The 19,298-nt window shown below is 65.8% G+C and carries 13 protein-coding genes; 10 read left to right on the plus strand and 3 right to left on the minus strand.

Annotated elements, in window-relative coordinates:
- Positions 1 to 182 precede the first annotated feature (182 nt).
- A complete protein-coding gene (gene acnA, locus LK03_RS19955) occupies positions 183 to 2,933 on the plus strand; it encodes an aconitate hydratase AcnA (RefSeq protein WP_038414274.1) in 2,751 nt (916 codons plus the stop codon).
- Positions 2,934 to 3,142: 209 nt separating this feature from the next.
- Here acnA and LK03_RS19960 read toward each other — a convergent pair whose 3' ends face one another.
- Positions 3,143 to 8,008 carry an NAD-glutamate dehydrogenase gene (locus LK03_RS19960; protein ID WP_038414275.1) on the minus strand — a complete coding sequence of 1,622 codons (4,866 nt, stop codon included), beginning with the start codon at positions 8,006 to 8,008 and terminating at the stop codon, positions 3,143 to 3,145.
- 331 nt (positions 8,009 to 8,339) lie between these two features.
- Between LK03_RS19960 and LK03_RS19965 the strand changes: the two genes are divergently transcribed.
- Positions 8,340 to 8,693 (plus strand): hypothetical protein, encoded by a 354-nt coding sequence (locus LK03_RS19965; RefSeq protein ID WP_038414276.1) that lies wholly within the window; start codon positions 8,340 to 8,342, stop codon positions 8,691 to 8,693.
- 11 nt (positions 8,694 to 8,704) lie between these two features.
- On the opposite strand, the gene LK03_RS19970 is transcribed toward LK03_RS19965, so the two are convergent.
- A complete protein-coding gene (locus LK03_RS19970; protein ID WP_038414277.1) occupies positions 8,705 to 9,988 on the minus strand; it encodes a T6SS phospholipase effector Tle1-like catalytic domain-containing protein in 1,284 nt (427 codons plus the stop codon).
- Between the two features lie 226 nt (positions 9,989 to 10,214).
- Here LK03_RS19970 and LK03_RS19975 point away from each other — a divergent pair, with 226 nt between their 5' ends.
- From LK03_RS19975 to LK03_RS20000, 6 genes are read left to right on the plus strand one after another with little or no spacing between them, the layout of a single operon-like run.
- Complete coding sequence (locus tag LK03_RS19975; protein WP_038414278.1) at positions 10,215 to 11,174, plus strand: AAA family ATPase; 960 nt, start codon at positions 10,215 to 10,217, stop codon at positions 11,172 to 11,174.
- A 4-nt stretch (positions 11,175 to 11,178) separates the two neighbouring features.
- Entirely contained in the window at positions 11,179 to 12,123 is a 945-nt protein-coding gene (locus LK03_RS19980) for a DUF58 domain-containing protein (RefSeq protein ID WP_038414279.1), read from the plus strand.
- Positions 12,120 to 12,614 carry a DUF4381 domain-containing protein gene (locus LK03_RS19985; protein WP_038414280.1) on the plus strand — a complete coding sequence of 165 codons (495 nt, stop codon included), beginning with the start codon at positions 12,120 to 12,122 and terminating at the stop codon, positions 12,612 to 12,614. The genes LK03_RS19980 and LK03_RS19985 overlap by 4 nt, the downstream gene beginning before the upstream one ends.
- Positions 12,607 to 13,683 carry a vWA domain-containing protein gene (locus tag LK03_RS19990; RefSeq protein ID WP_038414281.1) on the plus strand — a complete coding sequence of 359 codons (1,077 nt, stop codon included), beginning with the start codon at positions 12,607 to 12,609 and terminating at the stop codon, positions 13,681 to 13,683. Before LK03_RS19985 ends, LK03_RS19990 begins: the two co-directional genes overlap by 8 nt.
- The gene (locus LK03_RS19995) at positions 13,680 to 15,395 is read left to right on the plus strand and encodes a VWA domain-containing protein (protein WP_038414282.1); all 1,716 of its coding nucleotides are present in this window, start codon (positions 13,680 to 13,682) and stop codon (positions 15,393 to 15,395) included. Before LK03_RS19990 ends, LK03_RS19995 begins: the two co-directional genes overlap by 4 nt.
- Positions 15,392 to 17,017 carry a BatD family protein gene (locus LK03_RS20000; RefSeq protein ID WP_038414283.1) on the plus strand — a complete coding sequence of 542 codons (1,626 nt, stop codon included), beginning with the start codon at positions 15,392 to 15,394 and terminating at the stop codon, positions 17,015 to 17,017. The genes LK03_RS19995 and LK03_RS20000 overlap by 4 nt, the downstream gene beginning before the upstream one ends.
- 92 nt (positions 17,018 to 17,109) lie before the next feature.
- Here the strand turns inward: LK03_RS20000 and LK03_RS22260 are convergent, their stop codons facing one another.
- On the minus strand, positions 17,110 to 17,289 hold the full coding sequence (locus tag LK03_RS22260; protein WP_156109553.1) for a hypothetical protein: 180 nt from the start codon (positions 17,287 to 17,289) through the stop codon (positions 17,110 to 17,112).
- A gap of 213 nt (positions 17,290 to 17,502) precedes the next feature.
- On the opposite strand from LK03_RS22260, the gene LK03_RS20005 reads away from it, so the two are divergent.
- Positions 17,503 to 18,483, plus strand: coding sequence for a sterol desaturase family protein (locus LK03_RS20005; protein WP_049870574.1), 981 nt, complete (start codon positions 17,503 to 17,505; stop codon positions 18,481 to 18,483).
- 128 nt (positions 18,484 to 18,611) lie between these two features.
- Positions 18,612 to 19,244 (plus strand): NAD(P)H-dependent oxidoreductase, encoded by a 633-nt coding sequence (locus LK03_RS20010; protein ID WP_038414284.1) that lies wholly within the window; start codon positions 18,612 to 18,614, stop codon positions 19,242 to 19,244.
- Positions 19,245 to 19,298 lie beyond the last annotated feature (54 nt).

Below are 19,298 nucleotides of genomic sequence, written 5' to 3' on the forward strand. Positions count from 1 at the left end.
AAGGCGGCGAATGATAAAGGAAGATCGGAACCAGCGACACGCCCCGCCGGTCCAGAAGAGAGTCGGCCGGGCGAGCCCTGGCCTTACGTTTCAGCCAGGCCCGTACCGTGCGGGCCGTCATACCGAGGTGACACCGGCAACCTTCGCATGATTGCCGGGCACCGGCGCAGAAGGAGTTGGCAATGCCCTCGCTCGATAGCCTGAAGACCCTGAAGACCCTCGACGTCGCAGGTAAGACCTACCACTACTACAGCCTGCCCGACGCCGCGCGCCAGCTCGGCGACCTGCAAAAGCTGCCCATGTCGCTGAAAGTGCTGCTGGAAAACCTGCTGCGCTGGGAAGACAACGAAACCGTCAGCGCCGACGACATCAAGGCCCTGGTGCAGTGGTTGCAGGAACGCCGTTCGGACCGCGAGATCCAGTACCGCCCCGCGCGCGTGCTGATGCAGGACTTCACCGGGGTGCCGGCAGTGGTCGACCTGGCCGCCATGCGCGCCGCCATGGCCAAGGCCGGTGGCGACCCGCAGCGCATCAACCCGCTGTCGCCGGTCGACCTGGTCATCGACCACTCGGTGATGGTCGATCACTACGCAAGCCTTGAGGCCTTCGAGCAGAACGTTGACATCGAGATGCAGCGCAATGGCGAGCGCTACGCCTTCCTGCGCTGGGGCCAGGACGCGTTCGACAACTTCAGCGTCGTGCCGCCAGGCACCGGCATCTGCCACCAGGTCAACCTGGAATACCTGGGCCGGACGGTGTGGACCCGCGAAGAAGACGGCCGCACCTATGCCTTCCCCGACACCCTGGTCGGCACCGACTCGCACACCACCATGATCAATGGCCTGGGCGTACTGGGCTGGGGCGTGGGCGGTATCGAGGCGGAGGCGGCCATGCTCGGCCAGCCGGTGTCGATGCTGATTCCCGAAGTGATCGGCTTCAAGCTCACCGGCAAGCTGCGCGAAGGCATCACCGCCACCGACCTGGTGTTGACCGTGACGCAGATGCTGCGCAAGAAAGGCGTGGTGGGTAAGTTCGTCGAATTCTATGGCGACGGCCTGGCGCAACTGCCGCTTGCCGACCGCGCCACCCTGGCCAACATGGCCCCGGAATACGGCGCCACCTGCGGTTTCTTCCCGGTCGATGAGGTGACCCTGGATTACCTGCGCCTGTCGGGCCGCCCGGATGCCACCGTGCAGTTGGTCGAGCAATACTGCAAGGCTCAGGGCCTGTGGCGCGAGCCCGGCCAGGAGCCGCTGTTCAGCGACAGCCTGGCCCTGGACATGAACGAGGTCGGCGCCAGCCTGGCCGGGCCAAAGCGCCCGCAAGACCGTGTGGCCCTGGAAGACGTCAGCAAGACCTTCGACGGCTTCATGGAGCTGCAACCCAAAGCCGCCGGCAAGGAAGTCGGCCGCCTGGAAAGTGAAGGCGGCGGTGGCGTTGCGGTGGGTAACGCTGACCAGGCTGGCACTTACCCCGATGAAGACGACAGCGCCTCGCCTGCCCTGCGTGACGGCGCGGTGGTGATCGCCGCGATCACTTCGTGCACCAACACCTCCAACCCCAGCGTGATGATGGCCGCCGGCCTGCTGGCGAAGAACGCCGTCGAGCGTGGCCTGCAACGTAAGCCCTGGGTGAAGAGCTCGCTGGCCCCAGGCTCCAAGGTGGTCACCGAGTACTTCGCTGCCGCAGGCCTGACACCCTACCTCGACCAACTGGGCTTCGACCTGGTCGGCTATGGCTGCACCACCTGCATCGGCAACTCCGGCCCGCTCAACGAAGACATTGAGTCGGCCATCACCAGCAGTGACCTGACCGTCGCCTCGGTGCTTTCCGGCAACCGCAACTTCGAAGGGCGTGTGCACCCGCTGGTCAAGACCAACTGGCTGGCCTCGCCACCCTTGGTGGTGGCCTACGCCCTGGCCGGCAGCGTGCGCACGGACCTGTCACGCGATGCCCTGGGCACCGACAAGCACGGCCAGCCGGTGTACCTCAAGGACATCTGGCCGAGCCAGCAAGAGGTCGCCGATGCCGTGGCCAAGGTCAGCACCGAGATGTTCCACAAGGAGTACGCCGAAGTGTTCAAGGGCGACGCGCAGTGGCAAGCCATCGAAGTACCCAAGGCGGCGACCTACGTGTGGCAGGACGACTCCACCTACATCCAGCACCCACCGTTCTTCGACGACATTGGCGGGCCGCTGCCAACGATCAAAGACATTCACGGCGCCAACATTCTCGCGCTGCTCGGCGACTCGGTGACCACCGACCACATCTCCCCGGCCGGCAATATCAAGGCCGACAGCCCGGCAGGCCGCTACCTGCGGGAAAAAGGCGTCGAGCCGCGAGACTTCAACTCCTACGGCTCGCGCCGGGGCAACCACGAAGTGATGATGCGCGGCACCTTCGCCAACATCCGTATCCGCAACGAAATGCTCGGCGGCGAAGAAGGCGGCAACACCATCCACGTCCCCAGCGGCGAGCGGCTGTCGATCTACGATGCCGCCATGCGCTACCAGCAGGCCGGCACCCCACTGGTGGTGATCGCCGGCCAGGAGTACGGCACCGGCTCCAGCCGCGACTGGGCCGCCAAGGGCACCAACCTGCTCGGTGTGAAAGCGGTGCTGGCCGAGAGCTTCGAGCGCATTCACCGCTCCAACCTGGTGGGCATGGGCGTGCTGCCCTTGCAGTTCCGCGCTGGCGCCGACCGCAAGAGCCTAGGCCTGACCGGCCACGAGCGCATCGACATCCTCGGCCTGACCGACGCACAGATCCGCCCGGCCATGCCATTGACCCTGCGCATCACCCGGGAGGATGGCAACAGCGAAGAGCTGGAAGTCTTGTGCCGGATCGATACGCTGAATGAGGTGGAGTACTTCAAGGCGGGGGGGATTCTGCATTACGTGTTGCGGCAGTTGATCGCTCAGTCGGCGCACTGATGCACTGAACAGGGGGCGTGGGGGGCCTGTAACAGTTGCGCCTCCTGTCCTTTTTGCGCTCGCCAACAGCCTCGCGACTGTGTGGGGCACGCAAGAGAAAGGGCCGCTTTGCAGCCCTTCGCGGGTAAACCGCGAAGGGTCGCGTAGCGACCCCAGTGCATTGAGGGTGGCCGGCATCACTGCCGGCCACCTCTCACTTCACCCAGCGCTCAGGACGGCACCACCACTGCCTGCCCGCTCAGCGCCAGGTCGACCAGCTCGCGGTTGGCCACCGCGTACATCGCATAGTCGTGACCGGTGGCGTTGCGCAGGTCGTCGAGCATCGCGCGCCAGCGTTCGGCCATGACGCGATGCTGCTCGATCCACAGCGCCACGCGGGCGTCCATGTCCTGCGGGGCGTTGGCCATTTGCAGCACCGAGATGGTGATCGCGCGCTGCTGCAGGTCGATGTCGTCGCGGAAGGCTTCGCGGGCCAGTGCCTGCCAGTTGTTTTCCACCGGCAGGTTGCTGATTTCCTGCAAGTACCAGGTCAGGTCCAGGGCGCTGCCGACTGCGAAGAACGCCTTGGCGACCTGGGCAGGATCGTGGCCGGTGACGTCCGAGGCCTCGATGATCGGCAGCAGGGTGTACAGGTGCGTGGTGCCGGCCACCATGCGCGCCAGCAGCTCCGGCACACCGGCTTCGACGAAGCTCTGGTAGCGCACCTGCCAGCGTTCGCGGGTCGGGCCTTCCAGCAGTTCGTCGAGTTTGAGCCCCAGTTGAGCGATCTTCGGCCCGAAGTGGGCGATGTCGCGTCCGGCGTCCTGCTCGTTGCGGCGGCTGCGCAGGAACCAACGGGTGGCACGACGGCCCAGGCGCATCAGCTCGTCCATCAGGGTCAGCTGGATGTCTGCCGGCACCTGGTAGTCGAGCGCCTCGATCTGGCGGAACCAGTGCGGCAGGTGGAAGATGTCGCGCACGATGACATAGGCACCGGCCACGTTGGCCGCGCTCATGCCGGTGGATTCCTTCAGGCGCTGAACGAAGGTGATGCCCATGTTGTTGACCAGATCGTTGGCGATCTGCGTGCTGACGATTTCGCGTTTGAGGCGGTGGCGGCGCATCGACTCGGCGAACTTGCTCACCAGCGAAGGTGGGAACGCGGTTTCCATGTCACGGGTCAGGTAGTCGTCATCCGGTACCTGGGACTTGAGCAGTTGCTCCTTGAGGTCGATCTTGCTGTAGGAAATCAGCACCGACAGCTCGGCGCGGGTCAGGCCCTGGCCTGCGGCCAGACGCTCGGCCAGTTGTTCCTCGGACGGCAGGAACTCGATGGCGCGATCCAGCTTGCCGCGCGACTCCAGATCAGCCATCAGGCGCTTGTATTCGGCGATCCGCTCGCGGGCGCGGCGGGCGGCCAGCGACAGCGCCTGGGTCTGCTTGTAGTTGTTGCCCAGCACCAGGTGGCCGACTTCCTCGGTCATGCTGCCCAGCAGCTGGTTGCGCTGCTTCTCGGTCATGTCGCCACCCTGCACCACTTCGTTGAGCAGGATCTTGATGTTGACCTCGTGGTCGGAGCAGTCGACGCCACCGGCGTTGTCGATGAAGTCGGTGTTGGTGGCGCCGCCATTGAGGCCGTACTCGACCCGGCCCAGCTGGGTCATGCCGAGGTTGCCGCCCTCGCCCACCACCTTGCAGCGCAGCTCGTTGCCGTTGACCCGCAGGGCGTCGTTGGCCTTGTCGCCGACGTCAGCATGGCTCTCGCTGCTGGCTTTCACATACGTGCCGATACCGCCGTTCCACAGCAGGTCGACCGGCGCCTTGAGCAAGGCATTAAGCAGCTCGGTCGGCGTCAGGCGGTCTGCGGTAATGGCGAAGCGTTCTTTCATCTGCGGGCTGATGGCGATGCTCTTGGCACTTCGCGGGAAGATCCCGCCGCCTTCGGACATGATGCTGGTGTCGTAGTCGCTCCAGGCCGAACGCGGCAGCTCGAACAGGCGTTTGCGCTCGGCAAAGCTGTTGGCCGTCTCGGGGTTGGGGTCGATGAAGATGTGCAGGTGGTTGAACGCGGCCACCAGTTGCAGCTTGTCGGACATCAGCAGGCCGTTGCCGAACACGTCGCCAGCCATGTCGCCCACGCCGATGACGGTGATCGGGTCTTCCTGCACGTTGATGCCGCGCTCGCGGAAGTGCCGCTGCACACCGACCCAGGCGCCACGGGCGGTGATGCCCATCTTCTTGTGGTCGTAACCGGCCGAACCACCCGAGGCGAACGCATCGCCGAGCCAGAAGCCGTAGTCGATGGCGATACCGTTGGCGATGTCGGAGAAGGTCGCGGTGCCTTTGTCGGCCGCCACCACCAGGTACGGGTCATCCTCATCGTGACGCACCACGTTGGCCGGAGGCACCACACCACCGTCCTTGAGGTTGTCGGTGATGTCGAGCAGGCCGCTGATGAAGATGCGGTAGCAGGCGATACCCTCGGCGGCGATGTCGTCACGGCTGCCGCCCAGTGGCAGACGGCGTGGCAGGAAGCCACCTTTGGCACCGACCGGCACGATCACCGAGTTCTTCACCTGCTGCGCCTTGACCAGGCCCAGCACCTCGGTACGGAAGTCTTCCTCGCGGTCGGACCAGCGCAGGCCACCACGGGCTACGTTGCCAAAGCGCAGGTGCACGCCCTCGACGCGCGGCGAGTAGACGAAGATTTCAAACTTCGGCACCGGCTTGGGCAGCTCGGGGATCAGTTTGGGGTTGAACTTGAAGCTGAAGTACGACTTGGCCTGGCCATCGGCGTCAGGCTGGTAGAAGTTGGTGCGCAGGGTGGCTTTGATCAGGTCGAGGTAGCGGCGCAGGATGCGGTCTTCGTTGAGTACCTGCACCTCATCCAGAGCGCTGAGAATCGCCTGTTCCAGACGCTGCTGCTTGTTGTCCAGATCATCCTGGGTGAGCTTGCGCGCCAGGTAGAAACGGGTCTTGAACAGGCGCGTCAGCTCGCGGGCGATGTCGGTGTGGTTGTTCAGGGTCGCGGCGATATAACCCAGGTCGAAGCCCAGGCGAATCTGCTTGAGGTAACGAGCGTAGGCCCGCAGCAGCGCCACGTCGCGCCACGGCAGGCCGGCGGTCAGCACCAGGCGGTTGAAGGCATCGTTCTCGGCATCGCCGCCCACGATATGGATGAAGGCGTCCTGCAGCACGTCGTTGAGCTGCTGGATGTCCAGGTCCAGGCCTTCGCTGTAGGTGAAGGCAAAATCATGAATCCAGAACTCGCGGCCGTTGGTGTGACGCAGACGGTACGGGAATTCACCCAGCACGCGCAGGCCGAGGTTCTCCAGAATCGGCAGCACGTCCGACAGCGCCAGCGGCGTGTCGGCGTGGTACAGCTTGCAATGCAGGGTGCGCTCGCCGATCTGCGTCAGCGGCTGGTAGAAGCTCATCGCCAGCGGACGTTTGTCGTTCAGCGCCACCACGTGCTGCAGGTCGACCACCGCCGAATGCGGGGCGAAGCGCTCGCGGTAACCGGCCGGGAAGCCTTTGGGGAAGTCGGCGAGGATGTTGGTGCCCTGGGCTTCGCCGAAGTTCTCCACCACCAGCGCCGAGTAGTCGTCGTTCCACGAACGGCAGGCCTGGATCACTTCCTTTTCCAGCTGCTGCGGGTCGATGTCGATACGGTTCTTCGGATCGACGCGCAGAATCAGCTGCACGCGGGCCAGTACCGATTCGGAGAAGAACGTCCAGAACTCGCAGTCGCTGGCCTTGAGGCGCTCCATCAGCACCTGCTGGATCTTCTGCCGCACTTCGGTGGAGTAGATTTCCCGCGGCACGTAGGCCAGGCAGTAGCAGAAGCGCCCGTACGGGTCTTTGCGCAGGAACACGCGAATCTTGTTGCGTTCCTGGATCTGCACGATCGACATGACGGTGTTGAACAGCTCGTCGATCGGCGTCTGGAACAGATCGTCACGCGGCAGCACTTCCAGCACCTGGGTCAGTTCCTTGCCCAGGTGCGCCTTGGCGTCGAAGCCGGAGCGACGTTCGATCTCGGCCACCTTGACCCGCAGGTAGGGAATGGCATGCACGTTCTCGCCATACACCGAGGAGGTGTACAGGCCCATGAAGCGGCATTCCTTGATGACCTTGCCGTCGGCGTCGAGCTGGCGAATCGACACGTAGTCCGGATACGCCGGGCGGTGCACGCGGCTGGGCAGCGCGGCCTTGGCGAACGACAGCAGCAACGGCTCGTTGAGGTAGGCGGCGGCGTAGTCTTCGATGCGCAGCTCTTGCTCGCTCAGGCCCACGCGCAGCAGCGACGGCAGGCCGAGGAAGGACTGCTCGTCGTAGTTGATGCGCCCACCTTCGCTGTCACCGGTGACGGTGAACTCTTCATAGCCGAGGAAGGTGAAGTGGTTGTCCAGCAGCCATTCGAGGAAGGCGGCGACTTCGGCCTTTTCGTTCTGCGCCGGGGCGTAGGGGCTTTGCTCGACCAGCGCCACGACTTCACGCAGGCGCGCTTTCATCGGCTCGAAATCGGCCACCGCCACGCGCACTTCGGCCAGCACTTGCTCGATCTCGCGGGCCAGTACGCTCAACTCGTTGGCATTGGCGCAGCGGTCGATCTCCAGGTACATCAGCGATTCATGCTGCACGCCCTCGCCCTGGCTGCCCTTGGGCAGCAGTTCGAGCAGCTCGCCCTTGGCGCCACGGCGCACGCTGAGCACGGTGGTCTGCAGGGTGTGGATGCTGTAGCCACGGCGGTTCAGCTCGGTGCGCACCGAGTCGACCAGAAACGGCAGGTCGTGGTGCAGCACCTCGACCACGCTGTGGGTCGACTGCCAGCCGTTGCGTTCGTAATCGGGGTTGTACACCCGCACTTGCGGGTGTTCGGGGTCGAAGCGCTCGACGATGCGCCAGGCCGAGAGGGTGCAGCCGACCAGGTCGGAAAGGCGGCGTTGGGTAAGTTCGTCCAGAGAGATGATGCCGAAGAACTGGTCAGCGAACAGCGCCACTTGTGGCAGGGCTTGTTCGCTGATGTGCTGCGCCAGGGCCGATCGCAGTTGCTGCTGGAAATCGGCCTTGCTGGCTGCGGTGAAAAACGCCATCTGTGGTACTCCGCGTGGGCTCTTAATCGTGGGAACACTGTGCGCGCGTGCGCCCCGTACGGATCAACCATAGCCAACCCGTGCAGCGGGACGGACAAAAACCGGGCGTTGGCCGTGCCGGGCACGGTCAGCGTGTGATGGGCATCTGCAAAAGCGCCTGCGTCGCGGCGCTGGGCCTTTACGGGTGTCCATCGACTGCGCAGCTTAACGACTGGCACAGGCTTGCGGCTTGCAGCGCTGCGACATATTCGGTCAAGGTGAGGCAATATGCCGCACGGTTGGGCATTTCCCGGCTGGCAAAATTCCCTTCATTCGTACGAAAGAGCCAAACATGCAACTGAACACGACCCAATTTCTCGCCACGCCCTGCGACGATGAAGAAGACGACATGGCCACCTTGTGCTGCATCAGCGACAAGGGGCAGATGTTCCTGCTGACCCGCTACCCGGATGAAGACACCGTCGATCTGACCCTGGACGACGAGCCTTCGACCCTCGATGGCCTGAAAGTCACCTTGGGCGCTACCCACTTGGTCATCGAGGTGGCGCCCGGGGACCGTGATGCGCTCAAGGGCGACGCACAGCTGCACATCACCCACGCTACCCCGGCCAGCGACCTGCCCGAGGTGCTGCTGACCCTGCGCAACCTGCTCGACGGCACCGGCGAGCTGATCAGCGAGGTGTAAGCGCCCGCCTGCTAACCCAGTGGGTTGGCATGCACCAGGCGCACGCCATCGGCGGTGGGGCGATTGACGAACAGCACGTCGGGGCTGGCGTCGCGCAGCTCTGCCGCCGGGTTCCAGTGCGCCGAGGTGTGAATGTAGCGCTGCAACACTTCACGCTGCCCGGCAGTGAGGTGCAGCTCGGCGCTGTGGCCCAGGGCGTAGGCGTGCAGGGCCTGGCTGATCGGCTGCAACTGCGAAGGTAGCTGCGCCAGCCACTCGCCGGGCAGTGGTGCGAGCGGCACGCCGTGCTGCACCGCCAGCTCACGCATGATGCTCAGGTACACCTGCGACAACTGCCCCGGCACCTCGCGGGTCTGGCTTACGGTTGCGAACACCCGCTTGTACGGCGCCTCGCGCCGTGCGCGGTGATCCTCATCGAGCACTTCCCAGGTGTGCAGTTGCAGTTGCCCCGCCGCACGCGGGCTGTGTTCATCCAGCCATTGGGCCGCTTGGGCGTAGGCTGCGGTGGCCTCGGGCCGGTTGCTGGCCGGCACCCGGCAGCTGAACGGCTTGCACAACAGCACCTGTTCGCGCACCTGCGCCGGATAGCCGCCACCGATATCGGAATGCGCCCCTGGCAACAGGCAATCGTTGCCGCTGGCGACCAGCGCAAAATGCTGGCGAAACTCGTCGGCAGCGGCCAGTTGCACGACCTTTCGGGCGATGCCATCAGCCAGGCCCAGGCGCAGCGTGCCGAACTGCATGCCGGGCGATGGGTGGGCCATTGGGTCGAAAATTGCCGCCACCGTGTCGAACAGGCCGATGAAGTTCAGGGTCACGGCCAAGTCGCTGCCCACCTCCCCCGCAACCAGTCGGTTGGCGCAGTGCCGCGCAGCCGCAGCGCCGCGGCTGAAACCGAACAGATCGACCTCCACGCCCTGCAGTGGCGGCTGCGGGTGTTGCTGGCGCCAGCGCGCTACCTGCTCGCGCAACCACTGCATGGCCTGTTCGACACGGGCCTCGACACCTGTAGCGCCCAGCCCCGTGGCCTGGCTGAGCATCGAGTCCGGTGCGCCCTGGCGGGTGCCGATACCCTCGACGTACAGGCTCAGACAATGGACGCCCGGATGCAGGTCCGCAGCATCAGGATACAGGCCGTACAACAGGGCGATGTTGCTGGGCGCGTTGGCATAGCTGCCGCTTGGCGCTCGCGCTGATACCCCGCCAGTGCCTGCCAAAGCATTGGTCAGATTGTTGCCTGTGCCATCGAAAAACAGCCCGATGCGCAGGATGTTGGTGCTGCTGGAATGCGTCATGACGTGTGCCCGCTCAAGAATGGCAGTGCAGCAAACGCCGATGAGTCAGAGCGGACGATCGGACAATTCCGTTGTTATTGCAGGGGGTTTCGCCACTTTGGTTGCGAATCACACGAAAATAGCCCTGCGCCGATTGGTCGGCACCCCCGCGGATGGATTAAAGTAGCAGCCCCTGCCAGGGCGGCTGCACATGCAACCCCCGGCGTTTCCCCAGGAACCACCTCCGATGGAACACCGCGACGCCCTGATCGCGTTACGCACCTTCCTTTCTTCCCAGATTCTGGGTCAGGAAAAGCTGGTCGATCGCCTGCTGATCGTGCTGCTAGCTGACGGCCACATGCTCGTCGAAGGTGCCCCTGGCCTGGCCAAGACCCGCGCCATCAAGGAACTGGCCGAAGGCGTCGAAGCGCAATTCCATCGAATTCAGTTCACCCCCGACCTGCTCCCGGCCGACATCACCGGCACGGAAATCTACCGCCCGGAAACCGGCAGCTTCGTGTTCCAGCAGGGGCCGATCTTCCACAACCTGGTGCTGGCCGACGAAATCAACCGCGCCCCGGCCAAGGTACAGTCGGCCCTGCTCGAGGCCATGGCCGAGCGTCAGGTCAGCGTCGGGCGAAGCACCTACGACCTGTCGCCGCTGTTTCTGGTCATGGCCACGCAGAACCCCATCGAGCAGGAAGGCACCTACCCGCTACCCGAGGCGCAGCTCGACCGCTTCCTGATGCACGTGAAAATCGGCTTTCCCGATGCCTCCGTCGAGCGGCGCATTCTGCAGCAGGCCCGCGGCGAAGCGCTGGGCGGTGAGACCAAGCCCGTACGCCAGGTCAGTCAGCAGGCGATCTTCGCGGCACGCAAAGAGATTCTCGGCCTGTACATGGCCGATGCGGTGGAGGAATACCTGGTGCAGCTGGTGATCGCCACCCGCAGCCCTGGCAAGTTCGACGCCGAACTGGCCGACTGGATCGCCTACGGCGCCAGCCCACGCGGATCGATCGCCCTGGACCGCTGTGCGCGGGCCCACGCCTGGCTGGCTGGCCGCGACTTCGTCAGCCCCGAGGACATTCAGGCGGTGCTGTTCGATGTGTTGCGCCACCGTATCATTCTGTCGTTCGAGGCCGAGGCGGCCGGGGTCGACCAGGACCGCGTCGTCCAGCGCATCCTCGACGTCGTCGCCGTCGCCTGACGCCATGCCCGCCACCCACTCCCTCGAACCCGGCATCCGCATCGGTCTGGCCGAGCTGATCGACATGCGCCATCGGGTGCGGGAAATCCAGCTGTTCGCTCGCCCCGGCCAGCGTGGCCCGTTGGTGGGGCTGCACCATTCCAAGTTGCGTGGGCGCGGGGTGGATTTCGACCAGGTGCGGGTCTACCAGGCCGGTGATGACGTGCGCAACATCGACTGGCGCGTCACCGCGCGCACCCAGGAGCCGCACACCAAGCTGTTCCACGAGGAGCGCGAGCGGCCAATCTTCATTCTCATCGAACAAAGCCAGCGGCTGTTCTTCGGCTCGGGGCTGATGTTCAAGTCGGTGCTCGCCGCCCAGGCTGCCGCGTTGTTCGGCTGGGCGGCGCTGGAACACAATGACCGCATCGGCGGGCTGGTGTTCGGCGCCAGCGAGCCCCATGAAATCAAGCCGCGGCGCAGCAAGCAGAGCCTGCTGCAACTGCTCAACCGCCTGGCCAGGATCAACCAGGCGCTGCACAGCGACAGCGCCTCGGGCACCGACAGTCTGGGCCTGGCTCTGCGCCGCGCGCGCGAAGTGCTGCGCCCCGGCAGCCTGGCGATCATCATCTGCGACGAGCGGGCGTTGAGCGCCCAGGCCGAGCAGCACCTGTCGATGCTCTCACGCCATTGCGACCTGCTGCTGTTGCCGGTGGCCGACCCGCTCGACCACGCCCTGCCCGCCGCTGGCCTGCTGCGCTTCGCACAAGGCGATGAACAACTCGAACTCGACACCCTCGACCTGGGCCTGCGCCAGGCCTATCACCAGCAGGCCGAAGCGCGCATCGAGCGCTGGGAAGTGCTGGCGCAGAAGCTGCGTGTGGTGCTGATGCCGCTCAATACCCAGCGCGAGCTGATCGAGCAGTTGCGCGAGCACCTGAGTGAACAGCGCCCAGGGATCGTGCGATGAACCCCCTCGACGAGCTGCAACCGCTGCTGGCGCCGCAGGCCATCGGCAGCTGGCCGCCGGCGCCAGGCTGGTGGTTGCTCCTGGGCGCGCTAGTGATCCTGAGCTGGGGCCTGTGGCGGCTGCGCCACTGGCGCCCCAGACGCCCGGCGCCGGCTGCGCCAGAACCGGGCCTGGACCCGGCACGCAGTGAAGCCCTGGCGGAACTGGCGCGGCTACCGCGCCCCTACGACGGTGCCCCGGCCGGTGCCTGGCTGCAACAGCTCAATGCCTTGCTCAAGCGCTTGTGCCGCAGTCATTACCCCGGTGCCCACAGCCATACCCTCAACGGTCGGCAATGGCTGGCGTTTCTCGACAACCGCTGCCCGGCAGCGGGCCTGACGCGCTGGATGGTGCTGGTAGAGGGCGCCTACAAGCCTGAGTGCAAGCTCGACGACAAAGCCATCGCCGGCCTCAGCCAGGCGGTCGAAACCTGGATTCGCAAACATGTTTGAGCTGGCCTGGCCGTGGCTATTGCTGCTGACGCCGCTGCCCTGGCTGCTGCGCGCGCTGCTGCCGCCTGCCGACAGCGGCGAGCCGGTGCTCAAGGTGGGTTTCCTGCGCGAGCTGGAAAGCCTGGCCGGACGCCGCGCACGCCTGCACTTGCCGAGCTGGCGCCAGCAGGCGCCGCTGGTGCTGATCTGGGCGCTGCTGCTGTTGGCCGCAGCACGTCCGCAGTGGTTGGGCGAGCCGGTGCAGGTGGCAGCCAGTGGGCGCGACCTGCTGGTGGCCGTGGATGTGTCCGGGTCGATGGACTACCCCGACATGCAGTGGCAAGGCGAAGACGTCAGCCGCCTGGACCTGGTCAAGGCGCTGCTCGGCGACTTCCTGCAAGCGCGCAAGGGCGACCGCGTCGGGCTGATCCTGTTCGGCAGCGAGGCCTACCTGCAAGCGCCGCTGACCTTCGACCGCCGCACCGTACGCACCTTCCTCGATGAAGCGCTGATCGGCATCGCCGGCAAGAACACCGCCATCGGCGACGCCATCGGCCTTGCCGTCAAGCGCCTGCGCGAGCGTCCGGCGCAGAGCCACGTGCTGATCCTGATCACCGACGGCGCCAACAATGGCGGGCAGATTCCGCCGCTCACCGCCGCGCGCCTGGCCGCCCAGGAAAACGTGCGCATCTACACCATCGGCATCGGTGCCAACCCCGAGGCCAGTGGCACGCCTGGCCTGCTCGGCCTCAACCCCAGCCTGGACCTGGACGAAGCGTCGCTGCGCGAGATCGCCGGGCTGACCCACGGCAGCTACTTCCGCGCCCACGACGGTGCCGAACTGGCCGCCATCGGCCAGACCCTCGACGAACTGGAGCCTGTGGCGCAACAACCGACCCAGGCCCGCGCCGCCCAGGCGCTGTATGCCTGGCCGCTGGCCCTGGCCTTGCTGCTCAGCGTGCTGCTGGTGTGCGCCACGCTGTGGCCCGACAACCTGTTGCAACGCCAGTTGCGCCGGCCGCGCTTTCTGCAACCGCATCCGCAGTGGCGCCAGCGCCTCAAGCGCCTGCGCCTGAGGAGTCGGCGATGAGCGAACTGTTGCCCCACAGCCTGCGCCCGCTGTGGCTGCTGGCCCTGCCGCTGCTGGCCTGGCTGCTGCTGAGATTGTGGCGCAGGCGCCAGCGCGCCGGCCGCTGGCAGATGATCCTGCCGCCGCAGTTTCACGCGGCGCTGCTCGGCGGTGGCAAGGGCGGGGCCAGCAAGTGGCCGTGGATCCTCTTGGGCAGCGCCTGGCTGCTGGCCGTGCTGGCCCTGCTCGGGCCAAGCTGGGAGCGGCTCGAACAGCCCCATCAGCGTCCGGCCGATCCGCTGGTGATCGTGCTGGAACTGACCCCGCAGATGCTGGCCGAAGACAGCCCGCCGAACCGCCTGGAACAGGCCCGGCGCAAGGTCAGCGACCTGCTCGAACAACGCCGCGACAGCCAGACCGCACTGATCGTCTATGCCGGCAGTGCGCACACGCTGGTGCCGCTGTCGGACGATCTTGGCACCACGCGCAATCTGCTCGAAGCCCTCGACCCCTCGATCATGCCCCAGCCCGGCCAGCGCGCCGATCTGGCAGTGCGCAAAGCCCTCGCCCTACTAGCACAGAGCCATCTAGGCCAGGGTCGCCTGTTGCTGATCGGCTCCTCGCTCAGTGAGCAGGAGCAAGCCGGCATCCGCCAGGCCCTCGGCCGCCACGGCCCGAGCCTGCTGATGCTCGGTATCGGGAGCGCCGCGGGTGCGCCGGTGCGCCAGAGCAACGGCGAGTACCTCAAGGATGAACAAGGCGCAATTGTGCTGCCACGGCTCGACGGTGCCGCACTCAAGCGCTTCATCAACGACAACGGCGGACGCTATCGCCACGCCCGCATCGATGACCTGGACTTGCGCGGCCTGGGCCTGTTCGATCCGCCCCAGGCACTGCGCAGCGATGGTCAGACCGTGCAGCTCGACCGATGGTCAGACCAAGGCTACTGGTTGCTGCTGCCGCTGTTGCTGCTGGCCGCCTGTGCTGGCCGGCGTGGCTGGCTACTGTGCCTGCCGCTGCTGCTGGCGCTGCCGCAACCGAGCTATGCGCTGAGCTGGGACGACCTGTGGCTGCGCCCGGACCAGCAAGGTCAGCGCCTGCTGGAACAGCAACAGCCCGCCGAGGCCGCACAGCGCTTCGTCAGCGCCCAATGGCGCGGCGTTGCGCTGTACCAGGCGGGCGACTTCGCCGGCGCCGCCGCGGCCTTTGCCCAGGACGATAGCGCCGAGGGCCACTACAATCGCGGCAATGCCCTGGCCCGCGCCGGCGAACTCGACGCGGCGCTGGACGCCTATGACCAGGCCCTGGAGCGCCAGCCCGACCTGCAGCCGGCCCTGGCCAATCAGGCGCTGCTCAGGCACGTGATCGAACAGCGCCAGGCCGGCGGCCAGGCCCAGGCGTCGGGCAGCGACAGTCAGGGCGCGCCGGGTGCCGAAAGTGAAGGCAACAGCGCCTCCAGTGGCACCCCGCTGCCCGGCCAGGCAGGCGATCAAGCGCGCCCTGGCAACGATCAACAGGCCAATCAGGCCGCAACCCCGGGCGAAGGTGCGGGCAACGCGGCCGGCGCCGACGATGGCGCAAGCTCAGCTCAGCGCCCAGCAGCCACGCCCTTGGATGCCGAGCAGCGTCAGGCACTGGAGCAGTGGCTGCGTGATATTCCCGACAACCCTGCGCAGTTGCTACGGCGCAAATTCTGGTACGAACAGCAATTGCATCAGGAATCCTCACGATGAAGCCCTTGGCCGTGTGCCTGCTGAGCCTGCTCTGGACCGCACTGGCCCAGGCCGAGCCGACCCTGCAAGCCAGTGTCGACCGCACCCGCGTGGAAGCGGGCGAAACCCTTGAGCTGATTCTCGAAAGCCAGGACGTGACCCAGTTCGGCAAGCCCGACCTGTCGAGCCTGGAAGCCGACTTCGATGTACGCGGCACGCGCCAGCTCAACAGCCTGCACACCCTCGACGGCGAAACCCGCGCCAGCACCCGCTGGATCATCACCCTGCTGCCACGGCGCAGCGGCAGCCTGGTGATCCCGGCCTTGCAACTGGGCCAGTCGCACAGCCAGGCCATCGAGCTGCAAGTGCTGCAGGCCGATGCCAGCCGCCCCGGCAACGCCGCCCAGGTGTTCGTCGAAACCACCCTGGACGCCAGCGAAGTGTACGTGCAGGCCCAGGCCGTGCTGACCGTGCGCGTCTACCACTCGGTGCCGCTGTACGACGACAGCCATCTGAGCACCGTGCAGGCCGACGACGCCAGGGTCGAGGCCCTGGGCGAGTCGCGCACCTATGAGAAAGACATCAATGGCGTACGCCATGGCGTGATCGAAACCCGCTATGCCGTGTACCCGCAACACAGCGGGCTGCTGCAGGTGGCGCCGCTGACCTTCGACGCCACCGCTGTCGACGATGGTGGCAACGCCGCTACCAGCGGCCACGGCGGGCGCGCGGTGCAAGCCAGTTCCAGCGCCCTGGCGCTGACCGTCAAGCCGATACCTGCCAACTACCCCAAGGACGTGCCGTGGCTGCCGGCGCGCAGCGTCAGCATCGAAGAGCGCTGGAGCCCCGACCCTACGCAGCAACCCACGCAGATCGGCGACTCGCTGACGCGAAACGTGGTGCTGCGCGCCGAAGGGCTGTCGAGCAACCAGTTGCCACCGCTGCCGGCCACCGAGGTCGACGGCCTGCGCCGCTACCCCGATCAGCCGGTGCTGGGCAACCAGCTCAGCGAGCGCGGCATGACCGCCAGCCGCGAAGAACGCGAAGCGCTGGTGCCCACCCGCAGCGGCGCCATCGACCTGCCCACCGTCGATGTAACCTGGTGGAACACCCGCGAAGATCACCTCGAACACAGCAGCCTGCCCGCCCGCAGCCTGCTGGTGCAGGACAACCCGGCCCTGGACGGCGACAGCCCCGGCAGCGATCCGCGTGCCGGCACCGGCGTGCTGTGGCCCTGGCAACTGGCAACCGTGCTGCTTGGCGCCAGCACGGTCGCAGGCTTCGCGCTGTGGTGGCGCGCCCGCTCGCGCCCCGCGGTACTGCGCGTGGCCCAGGCCGGCCCCAGCCCGCGCACCTTGCTCGATGACCTCAAGCGCGCCTGCCAGGCCAATGACCCGCACGGCACGCGCCAGGCGCTCGACGCCTGGGCCCGGCAGCAGCCGGAAACCCTCGCTGACATGGCCGCCCGCTTCGTGCCGCTTTCCGAAGCGCTCGACAGCCTCAACGGTGCGCTGTACAGCGAAACCGGGCAGTACTGGCAGGGCACCGAACTGTGGCGGGCGATCGGTGACATTCCAGCGCTCGAAGCGATGCAGTTACCGGCGGCTGAAAGTGCGGGCTTACCGCCGCTGTATCCGAAATAAGGGCCGGCCCCGCGCGCAGCCCATCGATCGTTCACGCTCTGCCAGCCCGTCGTGCCTCGGTTACTGTCCGCCTTCACTGCATGAACGGGTGTTCAACGCACTCCCAGCACCGCTTGCACCCGGTCACCCACCGCCGCTGCCCCATCGAACCCACGTTCAGCGCGTTGCCAGCGCACACGAAACGTGTGCCCCTGGCGCTCGCCCTTGCCCTTGTCGCAGCCCACACAGCCAACCCTGCAGCCGTCTATCAGCCTGATTTCATTGATGTTCATTGTGGTTGAAACGTTACAGAAGCGGCGTTTCAACACCGTTCGTTAACCGTTTGCCAACTTCTCGAACGGCTTTGGCCCTGAGCATCATTGCCCCAGCCCAGCGCAGTGTGTCGATCGACCGGCGCGCCGCACAGGGCACGACCACCCATGAAGAGCTCAAGCCCCAAGGGCTTCGACACAACAACAATGACAAGCAATGGCGAGGTACTTACGATGACACTCCAGTCACTCTGGGAATCGATTGTCGCGTTCTACGAACCCACACTCGAAATCTTCAGTCTATGGGCCTTCGGCCTGCCGCTGTTCGTCACGGTGTTGGCGGTGATGTTCATCGTGGCGCAGAAATTCGAGACGCCGCTCACGCTGCGTTCGCTGAAACAGGCCGCCTTCCCAACCGAACAGTACGACCACGCCTCCTCACGGGTGGACATGTGGAACGGCATCATCCTGCTGGCGCTGGGCTTTCCCCTGGTGGGGATCATGGCCATCAACGGCCTGGCCATCGCCGATAACGTTGGGGCCTATGTCAGCGCTGAATATGGTGCCCGCGCCCCGCTGATCACCTCGACCTGGGCGCTGGTCGCGGTGCAGTTTCTGGTGTATTTCCTGAGTGTCGACTTCGTCGGCTACTGGGTGCACCGCTGGTGCCATACCACACCCATCCTGTGGCACCTGCACAAGCCACACCACACCGCCGAAACCCTCACGCCGTGGACACTGTTCCGCCAGCACCCGATCGAGTTCTTCGGCCTGAACATCATCCCGGCCGTGGTCGGCGGCGCCTTCACCGGGCTGGTGCTGTATGCCACCGGCAGCCAGATTCAGCCCGGCACCATCGCCGCCATCACCACCACCGCCTACATCGCCTTCTTCGTCATCGACGTGTTCTCCCACGTACACATGCCGATTTCCTACGGCTGGATGAACCGCATCGTGCTGGCGCCGGTGATGCACAACCTGCACCACAGCATGGAGCCGCACCACTGGGACAAGAACAACGCGGTGATCCTGACCCTGTGGGACTGGATGTTCGGCACCCTGTACCTGCCGAAAAAAGGTGAAACCTGGCGCTGGGGCTGCAACGACGAAGAGTACGGCGACAACAACCCGCACCGGACCCTGCGCGGCTTTTACTTCGACCCATTCAAGACGCTGTGGCGCCATGTGAAGGAAGGCGAAAGCTCCAACCTCTAGGCACCGATACGTGACAGCGCTTTGCATCCAGGCCACAGGCGACGCTCAGCGAGCGCGCCGGGCCTGACCGACAGCGCGGCGCACACACCCACGCCGCTGCTGCTCTTTTTCGACCCAAGGACACTCCCATGGCACTGCTAGATTCGCTCCACTGGCGCTACGCAACCAAAAGCTACACCGCCGAAACCATCGCCCAGGACCAGCTCGAGTTCATCCTCGAAGCCATTCGCCTGGCCCCCAGCAGCTCCGGCCTGCAGCCCTACACGGTGTTCGTCATCCGCGACCCGGCTCTGCGCGCGCGCCTGCGACCGCTGTGCTACGACCAGGCGCAGATCACCCAGGCCTCGCACCTGCTGGTGTTCGCGGCCTGGGATGCCTACACCGCCGAACGCATCAACGGCTTTTTCCAGTTCAGCAACGACATCCGCCAATTGCCCGGCAGCGTCACCGACGACTACCGGCTGTCACTGCTCGACTCGTTCGGGGCCATGAGCCAAGCACAACAGACCGCCCACGCCGCCAAACAGTGCTACATCGCCCTAGGCTTCGGCCTGCTGGCAGCGGCAGAAGCGCGCATCGACGCATCGCCCATGGAAGGCTTCGACAATCAGGCGGTCGACGAGCTGCTGCAACTGCCCGAGCAGGGCCTGCACAGCGCCGTGCTGCTGGCCCTCGGTCACCGTGACAGCGACAACGATTGGTTGGTGGGCATGAAGAAGGTGCGCCGCGACAAGGCGCAGCTGTTCATCGAGCTCCCCTGAAGTTCGGGGCCTGGGCGAATGCCGTCCGCCGAGGCCCCGCACCCGCCCCGCCGA

The organism is Pseudomonas cremoricolorata, assembly GCF_000759535.1.
GTDB lineage: Bacteria > Pseudomonadota > Gammaproteobacteria > Pseudomonadales > Pseudomonadaceae > Aquipseudomonas > Aquipseudomonas cremoricolorata_A.